The sequence below is a fragment of the Mesobacillus sp. ABV4_180 genome (assembly GCF_056158485.1).
The window spans coordinates 3533024-3553493 of the sequence record NZ_JBSWTJ010000001.1; the positions used below are offsets into that span (position 1 = coordinate 3533024).

Below are 20470 nucleotides of genomic sequence, written 5' to 3' on the forward strand. Positions count from 1 at the left end.
CGACCTCTCCTCTCTGCAACAGTATACCATACAGAGTCTATTGTCTTTGATTCTCTGAAACATCAGATTTTAAACTATGTTCAGGCTTTTTTTTTCTAGTTTAAGAACCTCATTTTCTGTAAAATGGCCGAGCAGATGGCGATGGCATGTGAAAATTAAAATCTGGTTATTGCTCATCTCGCGAAGCAAGCCTATGATGCGCTCCGTCCTTTTATGGTCAAAATTGACAAAACTGTCATCGATAATGATCGGGAACGGATAGCGGTCATAATTGCCTGATGCAAGAGCCAGCCTGATGGATACATATACTTGTTCTGCAGTTGCCTGGCTGAGCTCATTTGCCTCGAACAGCATATGGTCCTTCCTTTCAATCAAGAAACCGCTCCCTGCAGCCTGAGGAATAATTCTGATATAGTCTCCATCAGTCAAAACGGAGAGGAATCTTTCAGCCTGGGTCAGCATCCTCGGCATCCTTTCATCTTTGTAGCTGTCAATTGTCCTTGAAAGGATATCTTTTGCGATGGCATATTTTGCCCATTCCCTGGCATCCTCCGCAAACTCATGCTCCAGCTGTTTATATTGATGGAGCAATTGACTGTAAGTCCCGCCCTCTTCAAGGACAGCCATCTTATGGTTTACATTCGCAGCCCTGTCAAACTGCTCTGACAGTTCTTTTTTGACCTTATCGATAGCAACAGCATTATCTTTGAGTCGTTCTTCTAGTGAAGCGCCGTTTAAAATCTGCTCACAATCTGACTTTGTCATTCCCGAGGCGGTAAGCTGGTGATTTAAATCCGCTATCCGTGCACCCAGGCTTTTCACCATTTCATCTTTTTTGGCTTTATGGCGGAACTCTTCTTCATCAGCAGCTTCAGCCTGCATTAGTAAATGTTCTTTTTCATGATTCAGCACATGCTTTTCCTTTTCAAGTGAAGAATACTCTTCCTCCAGTTCTTCCATTTTGACGATCAGTTCATGATATTTTGCTTTTTGGTCAATTGCTTCCCTGACATTCTTTTTCAATAGAGCGGCCGTTTCCAAAGGAGACAGGTTGCTGTTATGCAGAAAACGTTGTGCCAGATTTTTCAAGCTGGCTTCCATCTCCTCGATGGACAGTGAAATTGTTTTTAGCTTCTCCATCTTTCTTGTTCTTTCTCGAAAAAACTGTTTTTGCTTTTCAATCAACATATAGGCATCTAAAACTTTTATATGGCCATTGATCTCCGAAAGTTTGAACTGTCTCAACAATTCGGATTTTTTCTGTTTATTGGCACCATCATCCATTTCCCATTTTTCAAATTGCTGAACGGCTCTTTCAAACCTTGCATGCTGCTGCTCTATTTTCACAAGCAGTTCACGATGCCGCTGCCTTGTATGATCATCCTTTTCCAATTGGCCTTTAATTGAAACAAGACTGCCAGCAGGCTGCTTGCCAAGCAAAGCTGCCAGTTCCTTTTCACGTTCCAGCAATTCGGCAAGAAAATCATCCATGCCTTCTTTGCCTGCAGTTTTTTCTGCCTTAAAATGAATTGAAAACAGGATTACACATCCTGCTATGCCAACTGTGGCCAGCAGCCACATGCTGTTGGCAATCCCCCATATTAATACGATCAGGAAAATGCCTCCAAGCAAAAGAAGCTGATATAAGTCTTTCTTCTTCTGGTCCGTCCTTATGTTTTCTTCATTTCTCACCCTGTTTTTATGTGCAACGATCTGCTCTTTGGCATGATTCAAATCGGATTGGATTTTCTCCTTATTTTCAAGGACCTCCAAGCTTTTCAGCAAATGGTTACGGTGCTCTTCTGCCAGAAATTCCTGTTGTATGGACGATGCACTGGCTTCCAGCTCAGCTAACATAATTTTCTCATCTTCAAATTCAGATTCAAGTTCCAGCTTTTTTTCCATTAACCTTTGTTCTGCATGCTGAATCATTTCAGCTTGTTCTTTTATAAAAACACTAGTGTTTACATCAAGAATATTATCCTCGTTAAAATCAGTGTACAAATAATCATTAATTTTGCTGATTTCTTCCATCAGTTCTTCCATTTTCAATTCAAGAAGCCTTTTTTCCTGCTTTAGCTGTTCGTATAAAGGAAGCTTCTCCAGCCGCGATTCGATTTCCGCCTCCACACCCAGCAATTCAGCGTTTGGCGTGGATCTTTCGGAGTCCTCTTTTAAGACATCCATTTTTTCTTCGATCCATAACATTCTTGCCTGGACTGGCTTTAACTGCTGATCGAATTTTTCAAAACGCGCAAGTCCATCCTGCGGGAATGCTCCTGACCCGTGCTCATCCAGCCTTAGTTGAAGACCAGCGGCTTCGACGACCAGATGCTCATTCCGCTTAAAATCACGAAGTTTTATTCCTTCTTGCTCTAATTGTGCAACTTCACTATTCAGCTGTGAGATTCTGCCGTTCAAGAATGCCTTCTCTTTCATCAGCTCTGTGTATTGTTCATTTTGCTGTTCAGCATTTTTCAATGAAGTCTGGACTTCCTTCAATTTTTTCAATTTCTCATTCAAGGAAGGTTTTTTTCCGCCAGGCTTGAATCGCTGCTCCATATCTTTTAACAGTCTGCTCTCTGTATTGAAAAGCTTGTCTGTACCAAGTGTTCCCGCTGAAAACAAATACTTTCCAAGCTCCTCTCCCTTCATGCTCTGGATATTTTGCAAACCGTGAACGTTGAAAGAAAAAATAGCCTGATAGATGCTTTTATCCATCCGGTTCAACAAATCCTTCAGCAAGTCCTCTCCGCCAATCGTTCCATCCTCGAGCGATACAGTCACATCTCCAGAAGCCTTGCCCTTGACTCTTTCGATGACAGCTATTCCTGCATCAGGGAAGAAGGCTTTAATTTTGCCCCCATATTTAGAATTGTTCTTTGGCTCATAACGCAATTCGGCACTCTGTCTTGCTGGAAAACCGAACAAGATGCTGTGGATAAACGACATGATCGTTGATTTTCCTGCTTCATTCTCACCATAGAATACCTGCAATTGATTTAAGGAAGTGAGACGATAATCTTCAAGCTTTCCGTAACCGTAAATATGTAATTCGATGAGTTTCATCAAGTCTGCCTCCTTTCTTTAATTTTTCAGCAGCAGCTGGAGCAGGATTTTCTCTGCTTCGGTGACCAGTTGTTCCTTTTCGCTTTCTTCCAGCACAGCCAGATGCCTTCTGGCCTGGCTGTGCTGGAATAACGGAGACAGCGCTGAATGTATATCATCATATTGTTCAATTGTATTAAATAATTCTTCGTAAAAATCGCTTTGCTTGATAAGCTCGCCACGGTCAGCAGTGACAAATTCTGAATACGTCAGCCGGTGTACCCAGACAAAAGAATCTTCGTCTTTTTCAGCGTCCTGAAGAAGCTCAATCAGCTCGCCATTATCGATTTTCTCTTTGACGTCTGTCAAATCCGATCGAAGTTGATCCGTTTGGATGGATAAAAGAATCCCTTTGCCTTCTCTCCTTTTTTCATCAATGGCTTTGAGACAGCTTTCATAGATTTCATTAAAGCTGGCTGCATTCCTTCCGTCGATAACGGTTTCTTCCCAAATAACATCGGCAGTGTCAAAAAATGTGATCTCTGATCCTGTTTGTCTAAGGGAAACGATGTACGCCCCTTTATCCCCAAGTTCTTTTCGATTGCGTCCCTGGGGGTTTCCAGGATATACGACATGAGGCTGCTCAGATAGTAGCGTTCTTTTATGAATATGTCCCAGTGCCCAGTAATCGTATCCCTTTTCCAGCAGTTCGGTCAGGCGAAAAGGCGCGTACTTCCCATGCTCACTGGCGCCCTCAAAATGGCCATGCAGCAAACCGATATGATAGTCTGCACCATCAACCTTTTCATACTTCTCGACCCACCGTTCCATAACATGCCGTTCAGGATAGCTGAAGCCGTATAAATGCACAAGTGTTCCATCCATTTTCCTGAAAATCTTCTGTTCGATCTGGTCTCTGAAAAAGTGAACATTGTCGGGAAAATCTATGTTGACCGACTTGCCTCCCAGATGATCGTGGTTGCCGTGGATCGCGTAAACCTGTATTCCTTTTTCCCTCAGCCTGTCCATTTCATTGCGGAGATAAGCCTGTGCACGAATGCTTCTGTCCTCGCCATCAAAAAGATCTCCGGCAATCACGACAAAATCAACTTCATGTTTTATTGCTGCTTCCGTGATATTTTTCAGCGCTTTAAACGTGCTCTCCTGCAGCCGATGAAAAACAGCTTTCGGCAAATAGCGCAGTCCGACCATCGGGCTGTCAAGATGGAGATCGGCTGTATGTAAAAACTTCACCTGTTTCATATAGATATTCCTTTCCCGTCCTTATTTTCTTTATTTTAACACCTAAAAAATACGAATGCACGTTCTTATCCTTTTGATTGCAAAAAAACTGCAGCCCAAAATGGAACTGCAGTTCAGATTCATCCTAGATATGTTGTTTGCAAAACTTTTTCTACGGCTTTTCCCTCTTCCAGGCTGACTTGGTATGCTTTTGCATCTAATCTTGAACTCACAACTCTGGCTAGTTCTTCATTGATAAAATGCATGGCAGCCCCGTCATCTGCGGCAAACCCTCCCGCAATCTTTCCTGAACCTATAAGCCGCTCATACACCGGCCGCCGCTCCGCTTCGCCATCATAATGCGGGCAGTTGCTTCCTTTTAAAATCCCCAGGCTTTTCAGCGGTTCCAGACCTCCTCCAAAAGAATCGGAGACTCCTTCCTCAAACCAGCAAATCGAACCCGCACTGATGCCAGCCATAAGGACACCCTCCTGATATACCTTCCTAAGGATTTCATCCAGCCCCCACTCCCTCCAGAGAGCGAGCAGATTCTTTGTGTTGCCTCCCCCTACATAAATGATGTCTTTGTCCATCACATATGCTTCTAAATCCCTGGTTGGCGGACTGAAGAGCGAGAGATGTGACGGAATGCATTCATGGGATTCGAAAGCTTTATAAAATCGCAAAATGTAATTTTCGGCATCCCCGCTGGCAGTCGGCACAAAGCATACCTTTGGCTTCTGTTTTTCCGATTGCCCTAGAATATATAAGTCCAATAGCGGGTTATCCGGCTCCATCGAAAAACCCCCGCCCCCCATTGCAATGATCTGGCGCATAGAACACTCTCCTTCTATTATTGTATGGTTTATCTTGTGACCGGCATCTTAGTTTCCTCTTTACATCGGGCACATTTTTGCCTTATTTGTGACCCTCATCCTGGTTTTCCCTTCTCTTCGGGCACATGTTCGCCTTTTATGTGACCGTCATCCTGGTTTCCTTCTCACTTCGGGCACATGTTACTATTCCACTGCAAACCTCAAAATCCCTGTAAAAATACCGCAATCCTATGAAGAATTACGGTGTTTTTACTATTATTCATTCTTCGTTAACTGAAGGGCCTTTTTGATATCCTTGAAGGAATTGGATTTACCGTACATCAAGACTCCTCCGCGGTAGACCCTGGCACCAAATACGGCCAGGAAAGCAATCGTGGCAACCAGGATGCCGATTGACAGGGCAATTTCCCAGAAAGGTATATTCAGCATTCCCACCCTCAGGAACATCAGCATCGGTGAGAAAAATGGAATGAATGATGTGTATCTGATAAACGGTGCTTCAGGCTGGCCCAGCCCAAACATCGCCATCATGAAGCCAGCTACAACAAGCATCGTCATTGGCGTGATCATCTGCTGGACATCTTCAATCCTGCTGACTAGCGAGCCCAGGAATGCAGCCATTGTCGCATATAGGAAATATCCTAAAATGAAGAAAATCACAGCGTAAGCGATGGTGCTGCCAGCTACATTTCCAAAACCGAAAAACTCAAAGAATCCGCCTTCCATTTTTTCAAGGTTCTGTTTGATTGAAATGTATCCGACAATCAAGAGAACTGCGAGCTGAGTCAAGCTTAACAAGCCGATTCCGAGGATCTTCGCAAACATTTGCTTAATAGGAGAAACGCTGGATATCATGATTTCCATCACTCTTGATGATTTTTCAGTGGCCACTTCCATCGCAATCATATTGGCGTACATGATAACGGCAAAATAAATGATGAAAAGCAGCACATAGACAAGGCCTCTCGCCTGATTCAGCTCCTCTTCCGTCTTGGCATCTTCTTCAAGAGCAGCTTTTTCAAATTCAACAGGTGCATACAGTTTCTCCAGTTGTTCTGGAGCGATGTTGATCTGTGTGGAAGCCATCACGGTTTTAATCTGCTGCAATGCGGCCTGCAGTTCTGCAGGTATTGTAGAGTCGGCAATGCTCATCGCTTTGTATGAAGCTGCCGGAAGACCTTCATTGGTCAGATTTAGTTCAAGGAAGCCTTTATAATCCCCTTCCTCGACAGCTCTCCGGGCTTCTTCTTCATCCCCAGCAAACTTATCCAGAACAAGCTCATCGTTAACCATTTTCATCTGCTCATTCAATGGCTCAAAAAGCTGGCCGGTCCCGTCGATGACAGCAATTTTATCTGCGTCATCACCTTTATTGAAGAAGTCGATGATGTTTGTCATATTCGTGAGTGCGAGCATAATCACTACGGTAATGATTGTCGTAACGATAAAAGATTTAGTCTTCAGTTTGCTCATGTATGTATGCATGAGGATGATGAAAAAATTATTCATATGAATCACCCACCTTTTCTATGAAAATATCATTCAGGCTTGGTTCTTCAAGGACAAACTTACGGATGAAACCTTTGCCAACGATCTCTTTCAATATATCTCCGGCAACTTGCTCTCCTGTGATTTGGAGATGGATCCCCTCTGCGGTCAGCTTCGCCTTCGTCACTCCAGGATACTCTTTCAGGAAAGCAGCATCAAAATCAGCATGGATGACCAGATTCTTTTTTCCAAAGGATCTCTTGATTTCCTTAAGGGAACCATGGACGACCGGGCTTCCTTTGTGCATGATGCAAATATACTCACACATTTCTTCAACATGCTCCATGCGGTGACTCGCAAATACGATCGTCGTACCTGCATTTTTCAACTCAAGCACCGCTTCCTTTAATTGCTCAACATTCACAGGATCCAAACCGCTGAACGGCTCATCGAGGATCAGCAATTGCGGTTTATGGATGACCGCGGCTATGAATTGGATTTTTTGCTGATTTCCCTTTGAAAGCTCTTCTACCTTTTTATCTGCATATTCTGGGACCTTGAAGCGCTTAAGCCAATATTCAAGCTCCTTGAGAGCGTCTTGTTTCTGCATTCCTCTTAATCTGGCAAGATAGACAATCTGGTCGCGGACTTTTAGCTTGGGATAAAGGCCTCTTTCCTCCGGCAAATACCCGATGATGCTGCTACTTTCATAATTAATCGGTTTGCCGTCCCAGGAAATCTTTCCTTCTGATGCATCAAGCAGACCAAGGATCATTCGGAATGTCGTCGTTTTTCCGGCACCATTCGCTCCCAGGAAACCGAACATTTCTTTTTCTGGAATATTTAGTGACAGTCGGTCCACGGCTGTGAAACCGCCAAATCGTTTCGTAACATGATCGATCTTCAATACCATTTTTTCTCTCCTCCTTCTCCCATTAAATTACTACGATGACGGACTGGAAATAGTTTCATATCTTCAGAATTTTTATTTTGCATATTCAAAAAAATTATGCAAAAATAATAGTAATCATCTGAATTTTATAACAAAGGGGATTCTATTATGGAAACTTACAAGCTGACAGCCTTTGAACCAAATGGAGAAAAGCTGATCGACGAATCGTTCCAGGCCGGAAATGATGATGAAGCAAAAGAAATCGGCGCAAGAATGCTTGAAGAAAAAAATCTCAGCGAAAAGACCCACCGCTGCACGTCTCCAAGAGGAAAACTGATCCTTTTTCGTCCATAAGAAAAGCAAAGAGTTTTTCCTCTTTGCTTTTTTTGTGCCTATCTTCCTTTGAAGTCTGGTTTTCTTTTCTCGAGGAACGCTTTGATTCCTTCCTGATGGTCCTCAGTTTCACGCATTTTGGACTGGCCATATTTTTCTAATTCAAGGATTTTCAAAAGCGATGGCCTGTTTTTTTCTGCAAGGATTTTCTTCGTTTTAATCATCGCCTGTACCGGTTTTGCCAGCCATTCCTGAACCTTTCCTTCAACGGCATCGGTAAAATCCCCTTCCGGCACTTCATCTACGAGCCCAAGCCTTAATGCCTCAGCTGCAGAAAGCGTCTTGCCTTCCCAAATCAGCTGCTTTGCCTTCGTTTCTCCAAGGCGCTCCTCCATGAAAAAGTGTCCGCCACCATCCGGAATCAGGCCAATCCCAATAAAATTCATCGCAATCTTGCTCGATGGCTCAGCAATTATGTAATCCGTTGCCAGCGCAAGGCTGAATCCAAGGCCCGCAGCCGCTCCAGTAACTGCACTGATTGTTACCTTTGGCATGCTGTATAGAGTCACGATCATATCATGGATATGATCCATCACATGATAGAAATCGCTTTCATTTGTACTTGTAAGCATCGTCTTAATATCTCCTCCGGCTGAAAAAGCACGACCGGCCCCTTTAATCACAACGATGTCTACCTCATCTGTTTTGCAGAGTTCTTTCAGGTTAAATGTAATTCCCTTAATCATTTCAACATCCAGTGCATTCAATGCTTCCGGCCTATTCAATTCCAGCACTGCAACACGGCCATTAACGGCCAGTTTAACAGTCTCTGTTGAAGATTCAATTGTCACCTTGCATCCCCCTCCTAATATGCTTATATGTCCATTATAATGGCTAAAGTTATATTTAAAAACTTTTTTCTTACTATTTTGATTTTTTTAGAAATATTTCAAAACACCCTCACCCAAAATAAAAAAGCTTCCGAAACATTAATTTCGGAAGCTTCTAACACATTATATTTTAGCCTTATTAAACAATGAATCGAGGATGTCAATCTTTTTATCTGCGTATTCCTCGAAGCTGTCGTTGTATGATTTCGGATCCTTAGGATTGGAGAACTGGGTTATGACACCCGTCTCCGGATCGATGAATTTGCTGGATGCGCCGCAGCCTAGGCCGATGATGGTCTGCTGTTCCTCCATGATGATGATATTGTAGAGACTCTCCTGCTTCGGCATTGCATAGCCGACATTTTCCAGGTTGCCAAGGATGTTTTTCTGTCTGTACAGATAGTATGGGACATACTGATGTTCCTTCGTCCAGTCTTCAGCCATATTCATCATCTTTTCAATTTCGTCGCGGTCTGCCACTTTATACTTCTCTTTATTCTTAGTCATTTCCGAAGCTCGCTTGAACGACAAGGTATGGACGGTCAACGATTCCGGCATCAATTTTTCCGTTTCAGCAAGAGTATGGGCGAACTCCTTCGTTCCTTCACCAGGCAGCCCAATGATCAAATCCATATTGATATTGTTCATTCCCATTTCACGTGCCAGATGGAATTTATCAATCGTTTCTTCCACTGTATGGTGGCGGCCGATCGCCTTCAATGTTTCCTGGATATACGATTGCGGATTGATGCTGATCCGGTCGATGTTCCACTTTTTCAGCACTTCCAATTTTTCAGGAGTGATTGTGTCCGGTCTGCCGGCTTCAACGGTCACTTCCCTTATTTTTTCGACATCCGGGAATGATTGATGGACCTCTTCATACAGCATGTCCATCTCTTCTGCAGTGATCGAAGTTGGAGTGCCTCCACCATAATAGACTGTCGTGATTTTGATACCGTTTTTCTTCAGCCAGTCGCCAATTTTGTGGATTTCGTAATGAAGCCCGCCAAGGAAGGAATCCACGGATCCCTGCCTGCCGTTGATCGCGTAGGCCGGGAAGGTACAGTACGCACACTTCGTCGGACAGAAAGGGATGCCAATATAAATGCTGACACCATTTTTCAGATCATATAAATCAGGCAATACAGCCAGCTGGCGGTCAACGATCTGCTGCATAAGCTGGATTTTTTCATCTGATATCAGATATTGTTCCTTCAGCTCCCTGTGGGCAGTCTCCTGCCCTTTACCTTCACGAAGCTTATTATGCAAAAGCTTTGTAGGACGGACTCCAGTGAGAATCCCCCACATCTGGGTGATGCCTGTCCAGTCCTGCAGCACTTTTAAATAAGCCCTTGAAACCACGGTTTTAAGCAGTTTGAATTTTTCCTTATCGCTTAAGCCTGCTGGAATTTTTTTATCCGCATCTGCAATAAGAATTGTTCCATCCTTTGCAGTGAGGACTGCTTTTGCATAAATAGCCGTATCAGTATTAACTTCAAAATCAATGGTAGCATCGAGGTCTGAAGCTGAACCACCCAAAACTGCTTCTGATTCTTCGAAGAATAGATTTGCAATCAATCCCAGGGGCCGTTGGAACCTGTCATCCTCTATCCCTTTTATATGAATTCTCATTAAATATCACCTTTTCAATTAAACATGCTTCAATTAGTGTAATAGATGTTTGTTTCATAGGTCAAGACAGTACAAAAGCTACCAGTTTTTCAGGTTAATTTTATGTAAGATCCAATCAAAAACTTGTTATTTTCCTTAATCATCTGCTCATTTCCCTTAAAAAACTCATATATTCCTGAAACGCACTGATATTTTCTTTAAAAGCTTGATATATTCCTTAACACGCAATAAGGCATGCCTGCAATCATCACAGGCATGCCGAGGTTTTACATTTTGATGATGTTCATTTTCCGCAGGAATTCAATTGGCTGCTGTTTACGGAAATGTTCCTTGACCATATAGTTTACACCGTGCTGGCTGTTGGAACGGGTGACCCAATCCGCAGCTTTTTTTACTTCTACTGGAGCATTGCCCATTGCGACACCGAGACCGACGGCTTCGATCATTTCGATGTCATCCTCGCTATCACCGATTGCGACCATTTCCTTTAATGGAATGCCAAGGTGTTCGCCGAGGTGGATCAGGCCGCTAAGCTTCGAGACTCCTTCAGGCATGATATCAAGCCTGTAGTCATTCAGCTTGGAAAGGGATACTTCCGAGAACATTCCTTCGATTGCCTGCTGTGCATCTGTCAGGTCTTCTTCGTATTCGAAATAGACTTCAATTTTTGGAGGAGAGATGGGCTCGTTCACGAGAGTTTCGCTGATGGAATCGGTGAATTGCTGGGAATAGAAAATCGGATCTCCTGTTGTGAACACCGTTTTTGCCAGTAAATTGTGGTTCAATTTATACTTGTTTGCCAGTGAAAATTTCTCATGGACCAATCGGATCTGGCAAGGGAAGCTTTCGAGGAACCTGACCAGCTGGAAGGTGACATCCTCCGGAATCCTCTTTTCCAGAACAGGATCACTCCGTAGGTCGTTAGAGATATAGGAGCCCAGGTGTGTTACGAGCAGGGAATTTATTTTCAGAGCTTTCGCCACCTTTTTAGCTGATGGAAAGCTTCTGGAAGTTACTAGAGTCACATAAACCCCTTTTTGCTGGACGTATTCGATTGCGTCTTTTGTTGATTTATGAAGCCTGCCATTTGATTGTAGGATTGTGCCATCCACATTAAGCGCAAGAAGACGGTAAATCATTTTTATGCCCCCATTTCTTCGGTGTTTTTGTCCTTATTTAACTTGTATGATAGTAATTGAGAAAAAAGAACAAGGCATAGTTGTATAAAAAAAATCCCGGCATCTGGGCCGGGAGTTCTGTCTATCTATTATTGCTGCTGGTTTGGATTGCCGTAAAGCTCTTCCAGGGGCTTCATGATGATCTGGTTAAGCTCGGCAATGACCATGCTCATTCTTTGCTCTGCTTCCATCAGCTTTGAAATTTTATCATGCTGCTGGACAAGGGCAACTGTCTTTTGGGCATGTTCTACTTCTTCCTGTGTAATTTCCTGCCCCATCATCTGCTTTTCCTGCAGCTGCATTTGGATGTTGCGGAAGCTTTCGAACATCTTCTTAGCTGATTCGTCACTGTTCACAGCATCATAAAGATTTTTCAAATTCGTGTATTCCGAACTGTTCCTGATCGCCTTTTCGAGATCGTAGGCTGCATCGTAAGTATTAACTGCCATTAAAATCACTCCTTCTACGTTAAACGCTCCACTCCACTATAACAAACTATGCCTTCAATTGCCAAAGGTTCGAAACCGTCTGGATTCCACTCCTCTGCTATAAAAATCACCAATATCCGTACATATTCATAAGATGCAATATGTGTGTTTGCCTATTTTACAATCGGCTCCTTTTGCATCTTCCGCATGTATTCGTTCCGGGTAAGATGCTCGTAAGGGAGCATGACAGAAAATGAGGAGAAGTTATGGCGCCAGCAAATCCGCAAGGCCAATCAATCAGCCCTGTCATCGCTTTGCTGACTGAAATAAAAGAAGATAACGGACCAGACTTCGGCAAAGTCCACTCCTTTTGCGAAGAGCTTCATCAGGGGATATCAGAGATTGGAGGCAGCTTTTATGTCTTTTCACTAAAAGATTTTTCCGACGAAGGAGTCGAAGGGTTTTATTACGATGACGATGAATGGAAAAAAGGATTCCTGCCCCTGCCTGCTGTGATTTACAATCGGATTTCATCCCGCCGCACGGAACTGAGCAAGGGATTTAAGGGATTTTTAAATAAATTGGATTCATTGGGAATAAGAATATTTAATCACCGCTTTCTATCAAAGTGGGATATTCATGAATTTTTGTTGAGGGAAGAGCATTTGCATCCATTCATACCCGAAACGCATCTATATTCAGAAAAACTTCTGAAAGATATGCTCGGCAAGCATGATGAGCTTTACATTAAACCCGTACATGGAAGCCAGGGCAGGAACATCATCAAGGTCACGAGGGAAGATGCACTGGTGAGAGCCTCGTTCTCCACCCTGCCGGCAAAAGAATTGCCAGCCTTCAAATCGATTTCGGAGTTAGCCCGGGCCATCTCTCCGTTAGTCGAAAAAAAACTGTGCATCATCCAGCAAGGGCTGCAGCTTTCAGAATTAAACGGCAGGAGGATGGACTTCAGGGTCCTCTGCCATAAAAATGCCCAGCAGTTCTGGAAGGTCACATCAATTGTGGCGAGATTATCAGCCGATCAATTGTTTGTTTCAAATATCGCCCGCGGCGGTGAGATATTGAAACCGATTCAAACACTTTCCTTGATCTTCGGCAGGAACCAGGCGAAGCAGCAATTGGCGCTCATGAAGGAGTTAGCGCTGGAGACAGCAGAAGCCATCAGCCAAAATGCAGAGGGACTTACAGCCGAGCTGGGTATCGATATCGGCATTGACATTAAAGGAAACCTCTGGCTTATTGAAGCAAATTCCAAGCCTTCCAAGAACTTTGAAGAGCGCGGCAAAAAAATCCGGCCATCAACAAAAGCCATCATCGAACACTGCTATGGACTCTGCCAGCCATAAGCCAAAAGGAGAAATGCATATGATTTCATTTGGAATGTTGTCACTATCCTTAAAAAGTGAACTCCCCTATTTTACCGAGATAGCCCGGCGTGCGAATCCGCATATCTTTACCTGTTATCGATTCTCCCCGGCAAAAATCCACCCACAAACCGAAATGGTGCTCGGTGAAAGATATGACCATGAAAAAGATCATTGGGTAAAGGAAGAATTCCCGATTCCAAATATGCTGTACGACCGCTGCTTTTATACCGATGACCTTGCGTCAAAGCAAGCAATGGCAATTGTGAAATGGCTAAAAAGCAGGCGAGACATTATGTTTCTGGGAAACGGGCTGCCAAATAAATGGGCGATTTATGAGGTACTGGCAAATTCCTCCCTGTCCCCATACATCCCAAAGACACTCTTGGCCAAAACCGGAAAAATGGTGACAGCCCAGCTGGAAGATTGGAAAAAAGCGATTCTTAAACCTATCTTTGGTTCGGGCGGCGCCGGTATTTACAGCATTAAAAAATCTGGCAAGGGATATGTAATCTCTTCCGATCAGGGCGGCAGTCTGTCAGACTTGACCTTCCTTTCAGCAAACGAAACAGAGAATTGGCTGGAACAGCTATTCATTAAGAAGGAGTACCTGCTTCAGCCATACCTAGAGCTTACTGATACACAGAATTGTCCCTTTGATATAAGGGTGCTGTTGCAAAAAGATGGGTTGGGCAACTGGAAATTGCGTGGAAAAGGAATCCGCCGCGGCAACAAGGACGGCATCCTGTCGAATTTAAGCGCAGGCGGAGAAATTTTGCACTTTGAAGAGTATATGAACAACTTGAATGGCAGGAACAAAAGATTCATTTTACATGAATTAAATGAAATTCTTTCAAAGCTGCCAGTAATCCTTGAAGCATCCTTTCCAAGGCTTTTTGAGCTAGGTGTGGATATCGGCGTCTCGAAGGATAATGCATTATGGGTATTGGACACAAATTCGAAGCCGGGCAGAAAAGTGATCGCAGCTACCCATCCAGAATTAAAGGAACTACTATATAAAGCCCCGCTTGAATATGCCCAGATGCTTTCTGGAAATCCGTCAGAAAGAGAGGAACAGCACTTATGAGAAAAAGATATCCAATTGAAATTATCCACCACTCGAAGCAGATTGTTTTCATCCCTGATGACCTTCCCAATAGCAAGGAAATCAATAAAATCGCATTCGGGAACAAAGTGATTGATGTTACGTGCGCACCCCATCCAAGAGGCCGGAACGTCATCGTCCTCAGCAATGATGTGCAAAAGGAATTATCAATGCCAGACCTTGCAGCTCCTTTACATGTTTTTATCGATCAGCAAACATTATTTATCGGCCCATTGATTGGCATCCTTACTTCAGGCTTCACATCGTATCCATTCAGGCCGGTTGGTGAAAGGTCGATGTTCTTTGCCAAACTTCTATCAGTCAATAAATCCGTCGGAGCGCTTCCCTTCGTCTTCGGTGAGGAGCATATCGACTGGGATCAAGGGTTGATCGACGGCTACTTTTTTGTGGATGGCGGCTGGAAAACGATTAAGGTTCCCTTCCCGAATGTCGTCTACGACCGGCTCCCGAACAGGCGTACCGAGAGGAAATCAGAGCTCCGCAGCCTGAAGGCAAGAATGCAGACTGATTATTTAATTCCATGGTATAACCCTGGATTTTTCAGCAAACTGGATGTTTTCGAACGGCTGCAGCAGGACGACCGGGCCTCCATTTACCTGCCTGAAACCCATCAATTCTCTTCTTTTTCCGTAATAGAGAGGATGCTGTCCAGCTATGGGAATGTTTATGTAAAACCTGCAAACGGAAGCCTTGGGCTTGGAATACACCAGATATTGTTCGATAAATATAACGGCGACTATTATTGCCGCTACCGAGACCAGGAAGGTGTCAATAAGCTGACGAGGTTTGACAGCCTGGAGAAGCTGGTGAAGAAAATTTTTCATAAACGCAATCTTTCTCAGATGATTGTCCAACAGGGGATCAGCCTGCTGAGATCCGAAAAGAGACTCATCGATTTCCGCGTGCATACAAACAAGGATGAATACGGTGAGTGGCAGGTAGCAGCGATTGCCGCAAAAATAGCCGGTCATGGCAGTGTCACTACGCATGTGAACAATGGAGGGGTCGTAAAATCTCTTGATGAATTATTCGAGGATAGACATGAATGTGAGCTGTATGCAACAAAGCTTTCAGAAGCTTCCCTGCTCCTCAGCTCGATTTTAGAAAAAAACATGGAAGGGATCATTGGGGAAATTGGGTTTGACCTTGGAATCGATAAAGAAGGAAACATATGGCTCTTCGAGGCGAACTCAAAACCAGGCCGTTCTATTTTCAAGCATCCGAAACTAAAGAGCTTCGACTTGCTCACCCGGAAGCTGTCACTTTCATTCGGAATCTTTTTAGCAGAAAAGGCGATTACAGCACCAGAGGATATTTTCAAATGATCCTCCGTTATAATACTGAATCGAAAGAGTGGACACATGAAGCCAAAGCTGATGAAAAGATCAGCTTTGGCTTTAATAAAATCACGATTCCTTCCGCATCAACCAGTTTCCTCCCGGAAAGCAGCTTCCGTTTTAACTTTAACAATAAGAGTGGAAATACTGGTCCCCTGGTTGGAATCATGACAGCGATGAGCAAAAAGCTGAGCCTCTCAGGGAATGGCCTTTTATTTCAGGCACTTCAGTCCGAGGTGCTGAAACGCAATGGATTAGTCGTCATTTTCCCAGCTGAAACTCTTGTAAAAGATGGTCTAACCGGAGTTGCCTTTTTACCTGAAGATAAAAAATGGATTCCTGTGAAAACACCGCTGCCCCACCTTGTTTTCAATCGAGTACCTTTTCGCAATGCAGAACAGCTCCCCGCCTTCAGAGATGCAGTAAACTATTTTTCCGCCCTGGGCATCCCATTTTTCAACCCAGCCTTTATCAATAAAAACAAACTATCCGCTCTTTTTGCAAGGCACAGGCACTTAAGTGAGCTTATGCCTGAAAGCATTGCGGTGAAATCGATGATTCAGTTAGCAGCTTTTCTTGAACGCCATAGCGGAATCTACTTAAAGCCTGCTTCCTCCTCAAAAGGAATTGGCATCTTCCGCCTGCGGGTACAGGATGGCCAGATTGAATATACCAGCCATTCACATCGTCAGCTTTATCGGAGCATGAAGGAATTTTGGCAGGTTAAATCAAAGCAATTGCTTAAGTATGAGTACCTCGCCCAAAAGGAAATCATTCCGGCCGCCATTGATGGGAAGCGTTTCGATTTCCGTGTGCATGCTCATGACGGACCTGAGGGCTACGAAGTAACCGGCATTGGCATCAGGCAGTCACAAAAGCAGGACTTGACCACACACCTTCCAAACGGAGGAATCATGCTCCCCTACATTAAAGCAAAGAATGAAAGACATGATCAATTTTTCACCTGGGCAGTAAAAGAAATCGGGCAATTGCTTACCGAGGAATTAGGCTATTTTGGGGAATTTTCCCTTGATGCCGGGATCACAGAAACAGGAGAATATGTCATCTATGAAGTGAATTCCAAACCAATGAGCTTCGACGAACCCCATATCGAAGCAAAACGGATTTCAGCACTGGTGGATCTCTTCTTCAGAAAAGCAGGCTTCAGTTAGAATGAAGGATTAATGAAAAGCCTGGATGAGGAATTCATTTTTCATGCTTTTTAGTTTGGCTCTGTTATAGGCAAATATCGATTTTTATTACCTGTTGATTTTAGTGGAAGGCGCGAAGACTCCTCGAAAATGCTGCCGCATTTCCTTCGTGCGTGGGTAAATTCAGGAAGACAAATCAATGTCCTGCGGGATCAGCAAGTCATGGGAGAGCCCGCAGGCGCCAAAAGCGCCGAGGAGGCTCGCAGACTGCCCGCGGAAAGCGAAGCGCCTGGAACGAAAATCAACAGACTAATTAAACAGAGCCATCAGTTTAATCTATTATCTAATGTATAATATAATAGATTAAACTGCTTGATATCAGGGGGATTCAGAATGATTACTCATTTCCAGTTCAAACCGTTGTTTGAAAATAAAGAGATGCCTGGCTGGCATTTTTCATTTTACTTTAAAAAGCTTAAATATACAGGGATTTATCATCAAAATGGAGACATTCAATGGACGTCTGATCAACCATCGGAAGAAAATACTGAGCAGCTGAAGAAACAAATCCATGAACTCATGCTTTTCCATGTTTATGACAAATAATGTGTATGTTTCTCTATGCTATCCGGTATTCTAAGCGTAAAAGCTCTGAAGGAGGATACCATGAAAGAGAAACGCGAGAAGCAATTTGCTGAAGACCTTCAATATGAGGGACGAGACAAAATGTATGTCGATGTGGACCGTATGATCAATGAAGGTATGGCTGGCGGAACTGTACATCGGTTTGACAGCACACCGAATATCGAGGAAGCCCGCGACCTTTATCCCGAAGATCCGCCCAATGAATAGGAATGACCAGGCAAAACTCGCTATCTGTACAAAAAAAAAGACACCACATCCAAAAAGGATGCTGGTGTCTTATCTGCTTTTTACGATCATATTTACTGCTTCTTTAATCGCTTCGTCAGCATTTTTCCCTTCTTGTGCTGCCTCAGTGATGCAAGATTCGAGATTCTTTGCTACGATAAAGCCGATTGCACGGTCTACTGCAGAACGGACTGCTGACAATTGTGTAACAACATCCTTACAGTGATTTTCTTCTTCCATCATGCGAATGACGCCGCGAACCTGGCCTTCCAATCGCTTTAGGCGATTTTTCATTTCCGCTGTGTATTCCATATCCCTACACCTCTTCCTTACGGTACCCCGTATTGTATCTATTATACCAACATTTTTTCCTTTTTTCTACCAATTACCCAACTTAACATCAGGAAGCTACAACTGTTATAATAAAGAAAATGTCAGCTTTTATCAAATTAAATCTGAGGATACTTATATGATTAATAAAATATTAGCGTATTTCCCCGATTCTGTCACGCAGGAATTTGCACCAGAAAAGCCATCACCAGATTATTATTGGTTCATGGAAAATGAGGGCGAATCCATATGGATCGGTATACCCAAACACGAGATATCCGAAAGCCAGTTTGAACTATTAAAAGCTATCTGCCATTATGTTGAACCGGCAGTTGATGCTGAACTGCATGGAACTGCCCATGAATGGAACCAATTCCTTTTTTACGATGGAACAGTTCCTTCCGTTTATTCTGATGAGTGCCGTTTCATCCAATTCCATCTGCAAGGAAAAGAAATCGATTCCGATGAAATCACTGGTGCATTGCATGGTTTTTTTCCTGATCACACGATGCTTTGGATGGATGATTCTTACGGGCTCTTAATCGAAGAAAAGAAAGAAGTCACCGAAAGTGCTGAAGAACTCGAGTCCATTTCATCGACATTTGAAAGCGACTTTTATGTAAAAATATCATTTTATATTGGGAAGTTCCAAAGAATTAACACTCAGCTTGCCGATTTTTTCCAAAAAGAAAAAGAGCTGTTCCATCAGGCTATCAAAATCTCCAGTCGTGAAAAGGTATACACTTTCGAAAAGGTTTTCCCTATAATCTTGTCATCTAGCCTTCCTGAACATTTAAGAGATATACTCGAGGTTTCAATCCTCGAAGCATTTTCAGAGGATAAGGATTTGATGACAACGATCAGAGTGTTCCTGGAAAGCAACTCAAATGCCTCCCTCGCGGCTAAAAAGCTATACGTACATCGTAACACGCTTCAATATCGCATGGACAAGTTCATGGAACGGACTGGCGTCCATTTAAAAGATTTTGATACAGCACTGATGGTTTATCTAGCTTGTCTATATGAAGAAAAACGCTAGAAATACAGGTCATACAAACGCTTTCAACAAACTGCATAAAAGGGCTTACATAAATTTTGTGCATCCTGCCGATGATTAAACCCGTGCATGTTCGCTAAACTGTTTTTGTAGACAAACAATCAGGGAGGCTTTAAAAAATGGCCGAGTTAAAATTAGACCACATTTTTAAAATTTATGATAACAAAGTAACAGCTGTTGAAGATTTCAACCTTCATATCCAGGATAAAGAATTCATCGTATTCGTTGGTCCATCTGGCTGCGGTAAATCTACTACACTTCGTATGATTGCAGGCCTTGAAGAAATCTCTAAGGGTGACTTCTACATCGACGGAAAGCGCGTAAACGATGTTCCTCCAAAAGACCGTGACATCGCGATGGTTTTCCAGAACTATGCACTTTATCCGCACATGACTGTTTACGATAACATGGCATTCGGATTGAAGCTTCGCAAATTCCCTAAGGATGAAATCGACCGCCGTGTTAAAGAAGCTGCCAAGATCCTTGGTCTTGAGCCTTACTTAGATCGCAAACCAAAAGCACTTTCTGGTGGTCAGCGCCAGCGTGTTGCATTGGGACGCGCAATCGTCCGTGACGCGAAGGTATTCTTGATGGACGAACCTTTATCAAACCTTGATGCAAAGCTTCGTGTACAGATGCGTGCTGAAATCGCAAAGCTTCACCGCCGCCTGAACACAACAACTATTTACGTAACTCACGACCAGACCGAAGCGATGACAATGGCAACTCGCCTTGTAGTTATGAAGGATGGCGTGATCCAACAGGTTGGAGCTCCAAAAGAAGTTTACGAAAATCCAGAAAACGTCTTTGTTGGCGGCTTCATCGGATCACCTTCCATGAACTTCTTCACTGGCAAGCTTGAAGAAGGCAAATTCACAATCAACAACTCTTCAATTGCAATTCCAGAGGGAAAAATGAAGGTCCTTCGTGCACAAGGTTATGTAGGCAAGGAGATCATCCTTGGCGTAAGACCTGAAGACCTTCACGACGAGCCAGTATTCATCGATGCTTCACAAGGCGCTACTATTAAAGCTACTGTCGAAGTATCTGAATTAACAGGTGCTGAAACGATGATTTACTCACAATTTGAAGGCCAGGATTTTGTAGCACGTGTAGATTCACGCACGGATGTGACACCAGGCCAAGTCATGGAACTGGCATTTGATATGAACAAAGTTCACTTCTTCGATGCTGAAACAGAAGTGAGAATCCGTCCTTAATTATAATGATAAAAAAGCAACCGCCTGCGG

At 43.4% G+C, this 20470-nt stretch carries 19 protein-coding genes; 9 read left to right on the forward strand and 10 right to left on the reverse strand.

The features are described from left to right. Positions 1-69: 69 nt before the first annotated feature. The 5 genes from ACXAEA_RS18085 to ACXAEA_RS18105 form a co-directional block, all read right to left on the reverse strand. A complete protein-coding gene (locus ACXAEA_RS18085; RefSeq protein WP_475097249.1) occupies positions 70-3069 on the reverse strand; it encodes an ATP-binding protein in 3000 nt (999 codons plus the stop codon). An 18-nt stretch (positions 3070-3087) separates the two neighbouring features. Further along, a complete protein-coding gene (locus ACXAEA_RS18090) occupies positions 3088-4311 on the reverse strand; it encodes a metallophosphoesterase family protein (protein ID WP_475097250.1) in 1224 nt (407 codons plus the stop codon). Positions 4312-4430: 119 nt separating this feature from the next. After that, positions 4431-5126 carry a Type 1 glutamine amidotransferase-like domain-containing protein gene (locus ACXAEA_RS18095; protein ID WP_475097251.1) on the reverse strand — a complete coding sequence of 232 codons (696 nt, stop codon included), beginning with the start codon at positions 5124-5126 and terminating at the stop codon, positions 4431-4433. Between the two features lie 255 nt (positions 5127-5381). Continuing rightward, entirely contained in the window at positions 5382-6635 is a 1254-nt protein-coding gene (locus tag ACXAEA_RS18100) for an ABC transporter permease (protein WP_475097252.1), read from the reverse strand. Then, positions 6628-7527, reverse strand: a complete 900-nt coding sequence (locus ACXAEA_RS18105) for an ABC transporter ATP-binding protein (RefSeq protein ID WP_475097253.1) — start codon at positions 7525-7527, stop codon at positions 6628-6630. Before ACXAEA_RS18105 ends, ACXAEA_RS18100 begins: the two co-directional genes overlap by 8 nt. 147 nt (positions 7528-7674) lie before the next feature. Here ACXAEA_RS18105 and ACXAEA_RS18110 point away from each other — a divergent pair, with 147 nt between their 5' ends. After that, a complete protein-coding gene (locus ACXAEA_RS18110; RefSeq protein ID WP_207499016.1) occupies positions 7675-7860 on the forward strand; it encodes a YhzD family protein in 186 nt (61 codons plus the stop codon). 38 nt (positions 7861-7898) lie between these two features. On the opposite strand, the gene ACXAEA_RS18115 is transcribed toward ACXAEA_RS18110, so the two are convergent. The 4 genes from ACXAEA_RS18115 to ACXAEA_RS18130 form a co-directional block, all read right to left on the reverse strand. Beyond that, complete coding sequence (locus tag ACXAEA_RS18115; RefSeq protein ID WP_475097254.1) at positions 7899-8690, reverse strand: enoyl-CoA hydratase; 792 nt, start codon at positions 8688-8690, stop codon at positions 7899-7901. Positions 8691-8852: 162 nt separating this feature from the next. Further along, a complete protein-coding gene (locus tag ACXAEA_RS18120; RefSeq protein WP_475097255.1) occupies positions 8853-10361 on the reverse strand; it encodes a coproporphyrinogen III oxidase in 1509 nt (502 codons plus the stop codon). 266 nt (positions 10362-10627) lie between these two features. Continuing rightward, positions 10628-11500 (reverse strand): Cof-type HAD-IIB family hydrolase, encoded by an 873-nt coding sequence (locus ACXAEA_RS18125; protein ID WP_475097256.1) that lies wholly within the window; start codon positions 11498-11500, stop codon positions 10628-10630. Positions 11501-11628: 128 nt separating this feature from the next. Beyond that, positions 11629-11988, reverse strand: a complete 360-nt coding sequence (locus ACXAEA_RS18130; RefSeq protein ID WP_475097257.1) for a YlbF/YmcA family competence regulator — start codon at positions 11986-11988, stop codon at positions 11629-11631. Between the two features lie 245 nt (positions 11989-12233). Here ACXAEA_RS18130 and ACXAEA_RS18135 point away from each other — a divergent pair, with 245 nt between their 5' ends. From ACXAEA_RS18135 to ACXAEA_RS18160, 6 genes are all read left to right on the forward strand, one after another. Continuing rightward, entirely contained in the window at positions 12234-13331 is a 1098-nt protein-coding gene (locus ACXAEA_RS18135; RefSeq protein ID WP_475097258.1) for a YheC/YheD family endospore coat-associated protein, read from the forward strand. A 19-nt stretch (positions 13332-13350) separates the two neighbouring features. Further along, on the forward strand, positions 13351-14436 hold the full coding sequence (locus tag ACXAEA_RS18140) for a YheC/YheD family endospore coat-associated protein (protein WP_475097259.1): 1086 nt from the start codon (positions 13351-13353) through the stop codon (positions 14434-14436). Beyond that, positions 14433-15800, forward strand: coding sequence for a YheC/YheD family endospore coat-associated protein (locus ACXAEA_RS18145; protein WP_475097260.1), 1368 nt, complete (start codon positions 14433-14435; stop codon positions 15798-15800). Before ACXAEA_RS18140 ends, ACXAEA_RS18145 begins: the two co-directional genes overlap by 4 nt. After that, positions 15797-16984 carry a YheC/YheD family protein gene (locus ACXAEA_RS18150; RefSeq protein ID WP_475097262.1) on the forward strand — a complete coding sequence of 396 codons (1188 nt, stop codon included), beginning with the start codon at positions 15797-15799 and terminating at the stop codon, positions 16982-16984. Before ACXAEA_RS18145 ends, ACXAEA_RS18150 begins: the two co-directional genes overlap by 4 nt. 372 nt (positions 16985-17356) lie before the next feature. Then, the gene (locus ACXAEA_RS18155) at positions 17357-17569 is read left to right on the forward strand and encodes a YheE family protein (RefSeq protein WP_475097263.1); all 213 of its coding nucleotides are present in this window, start codon (positions 17357-17359) and stop codon (positions 17567-17569) included. A 60-nt stretch (positions 17570-17629) separates the two neighbouring features. Further along, positions 17630-17815 (forward strand): hypothetical protein, encoded by a 186-nt coding sequence (locus ACXAEA_RS18160; protein ID WP_475097264.1) that lies wholly within the window; start codon positions 17630-17632, stop codon positions 17813-17815. Between the two features lie 69 nt (positions 17816-17884). On the opposite strand, the gene ACXAEA_RS18165 is transcribed toward ACXAEA_RS18160, so the two are convergent. Next, positions 17885-18145: a metal-sensitive transcriptional regulator gene (locus ACXAEA_RS18165; protein WP_475097265.1), complete on the reverse strand. Its 261-nt coding sequence runs from the start codon at positions 18143-18145 to the stop codon at positions 17885-17887. A 157-nt stretch (positions 18146-18302) separates the two neighbouring features. Here ACXAEA_RS18165 and ACXAEA_RS18170 point away from each other — a divergent pair, with 157 nt between their 5' ends. Together ACXAEA_RS18170 and ACXAEA_RS18175 are read left to right on the forward strand one after the other, a co-directional pair. Further along, positions 18303-19202, forward strand: a complete 900-nt coding sequence (locus ACXAEA_RS18170; RefSeq protein WP_475097266.1) for a PucR family transcriptional regulator — start codon at positions 18303-18305, stop codon at positions 19200-19202. A 137-nt stretch (positions 19203-19339) separates the two neighbouring features. Continuing rightward, complete coding sequence (locus tag ACXAEA_RS18175) at positions 19340-20440, forward strand: ABC transporter ATP-binding protein (protein ID WP_475097267.1); 1101 nt, start codon at positions 19340-19342, stop codon at positions 20438-20440. The last annotated feature ends 30 nt before the right edge of the window (positions 20441-20470 follow it).

Bases quoted from the DNA above. Each gene is read 5' to 3' on its own strand.
- ACXAEA_RS18155 (WP_475097263.1), top strand. From the start codon at position 17,357: ATGATTACTCATTTCCAGTTCAAACCGTTGTTTGAAAATAAAGAGATG.
- ACXAEA_RS18160 (WP_475097264.1), top strand. From the start codon at position 17,630: ATGAAAGAGAAACGCGAGAAGCAATTTGCTGAAGACCTTCAATATGAG.
- ACXAEA_RS18125 (WP_475097256.1), bottom strand. From the start codon at position 11,500: ATGATTTACCGTCTTCTTGCGCTTAATGTGGATGGCACAATCCTACAA.
- ACXAEA_RS18145 (WP_475097260.1), top strand. From the start codon at position 14,433: ATGAGAAAAAGATATCCAATTGAAATTATCCACCACTCGAAGCAGATT.
- ACXAEA_RS18130 (WP_475097257.1), bottom strand. From the start codon at position 11,988: ATGGCAGTTAATACTTACGATGCAGCCTACGATCTCGAAAAGGCGATC.
- ACXAEA_RS18120 (WP_475097255.1), bottom strand. From the start codon at position 10,361: ATGAGAATTCATATAAAAGGGATAGAGGATGACAGGTTCCAACGGCCC.
- ACXAEA_RS18175 (WP_475097267.1), top strand. From the start codon at position 19,340: ATGGCCGAGTTAAAATTAGACCACATTTTTAAAATTTATGATAACAAA.
- ACXAEA_RS18105 (WP_475097253.1), bottom strand. From the start codon at position 7,527: ATGGTATTGAAGATCGATCATGTTACGAAACGATTTGGCGGTTTCACA.
- ACXAEA_RS18090 (WP_475097250.1), bottom strand. From the start codon at position 4,311: ATGAAACAGGTGAAGTTTTTACATACAGCCGATCTCCATCTTGACAGC.
- ACXAEA_RS18135 (WP_475097258.1), top strand. From the start codon at position 12,234: ATGGCGCCAGCAAATCCGCAAGGCCAATCAATCAGCCCTGTCATCGCT.
- ACXAEA_RS18150 (WP_475097262.1), top strand. From the start codon at position 15,797: ATGATCCTCCGTTATAATACTGAATCGAAAGAGTGGACACATGAAGCC.
- ACXAEA_RS18170 (WP_475097266.1), top strand. From the start codon at position 18,303: ATGATTAATAAAATATTAGCGTATTTCCCCGATTCTGTCACGCAGGAA.
- ACXAEA_RS18165 (WP_475097265.1), bottom strand. From the start codon at position 18,145: ATGGAATACACAGCGGAAATGAAAAATCGCCTAAAGCGATTGGAAGGC.
- ACXAEA_RS18085 (WP_475097249.1), bottom strand. From the start codon at position 3,069: ATGAAACTCATCGAATTACATATTTACGGTTACGGAAAGCTTGAAGAT.
- ACXAEA_RS18095 (WP_475097251.1), bottom strand. From the start codon at position 5,126: ATGCGCCAGATCATTGCAATGGGGGGCGGGGGTTTTTCGATGGAGCCG.
- ACXAEA_RS18110 (WP_207499016.1), top strand. From the start codon at position 7,675: ATGGAAACTTACAAGCTGACAGCCTTTGAACCAAATGGAGAAAAGCTG.
- ACXAEA_RS18140 (WP_475097259.1), top strand. From the start codon at position 13,351: ATGATTTCATTTGGAATGTTGTCACTATCCTTAAAAAGTGAACTCCCC.
- ACXAEA_RS18100 (WP_475097252.1), bottom strand. From the start codon at position 6,635: ATGAATAATTTTTTCATCATCCTCATGCATACATACATGAGCAAACTG.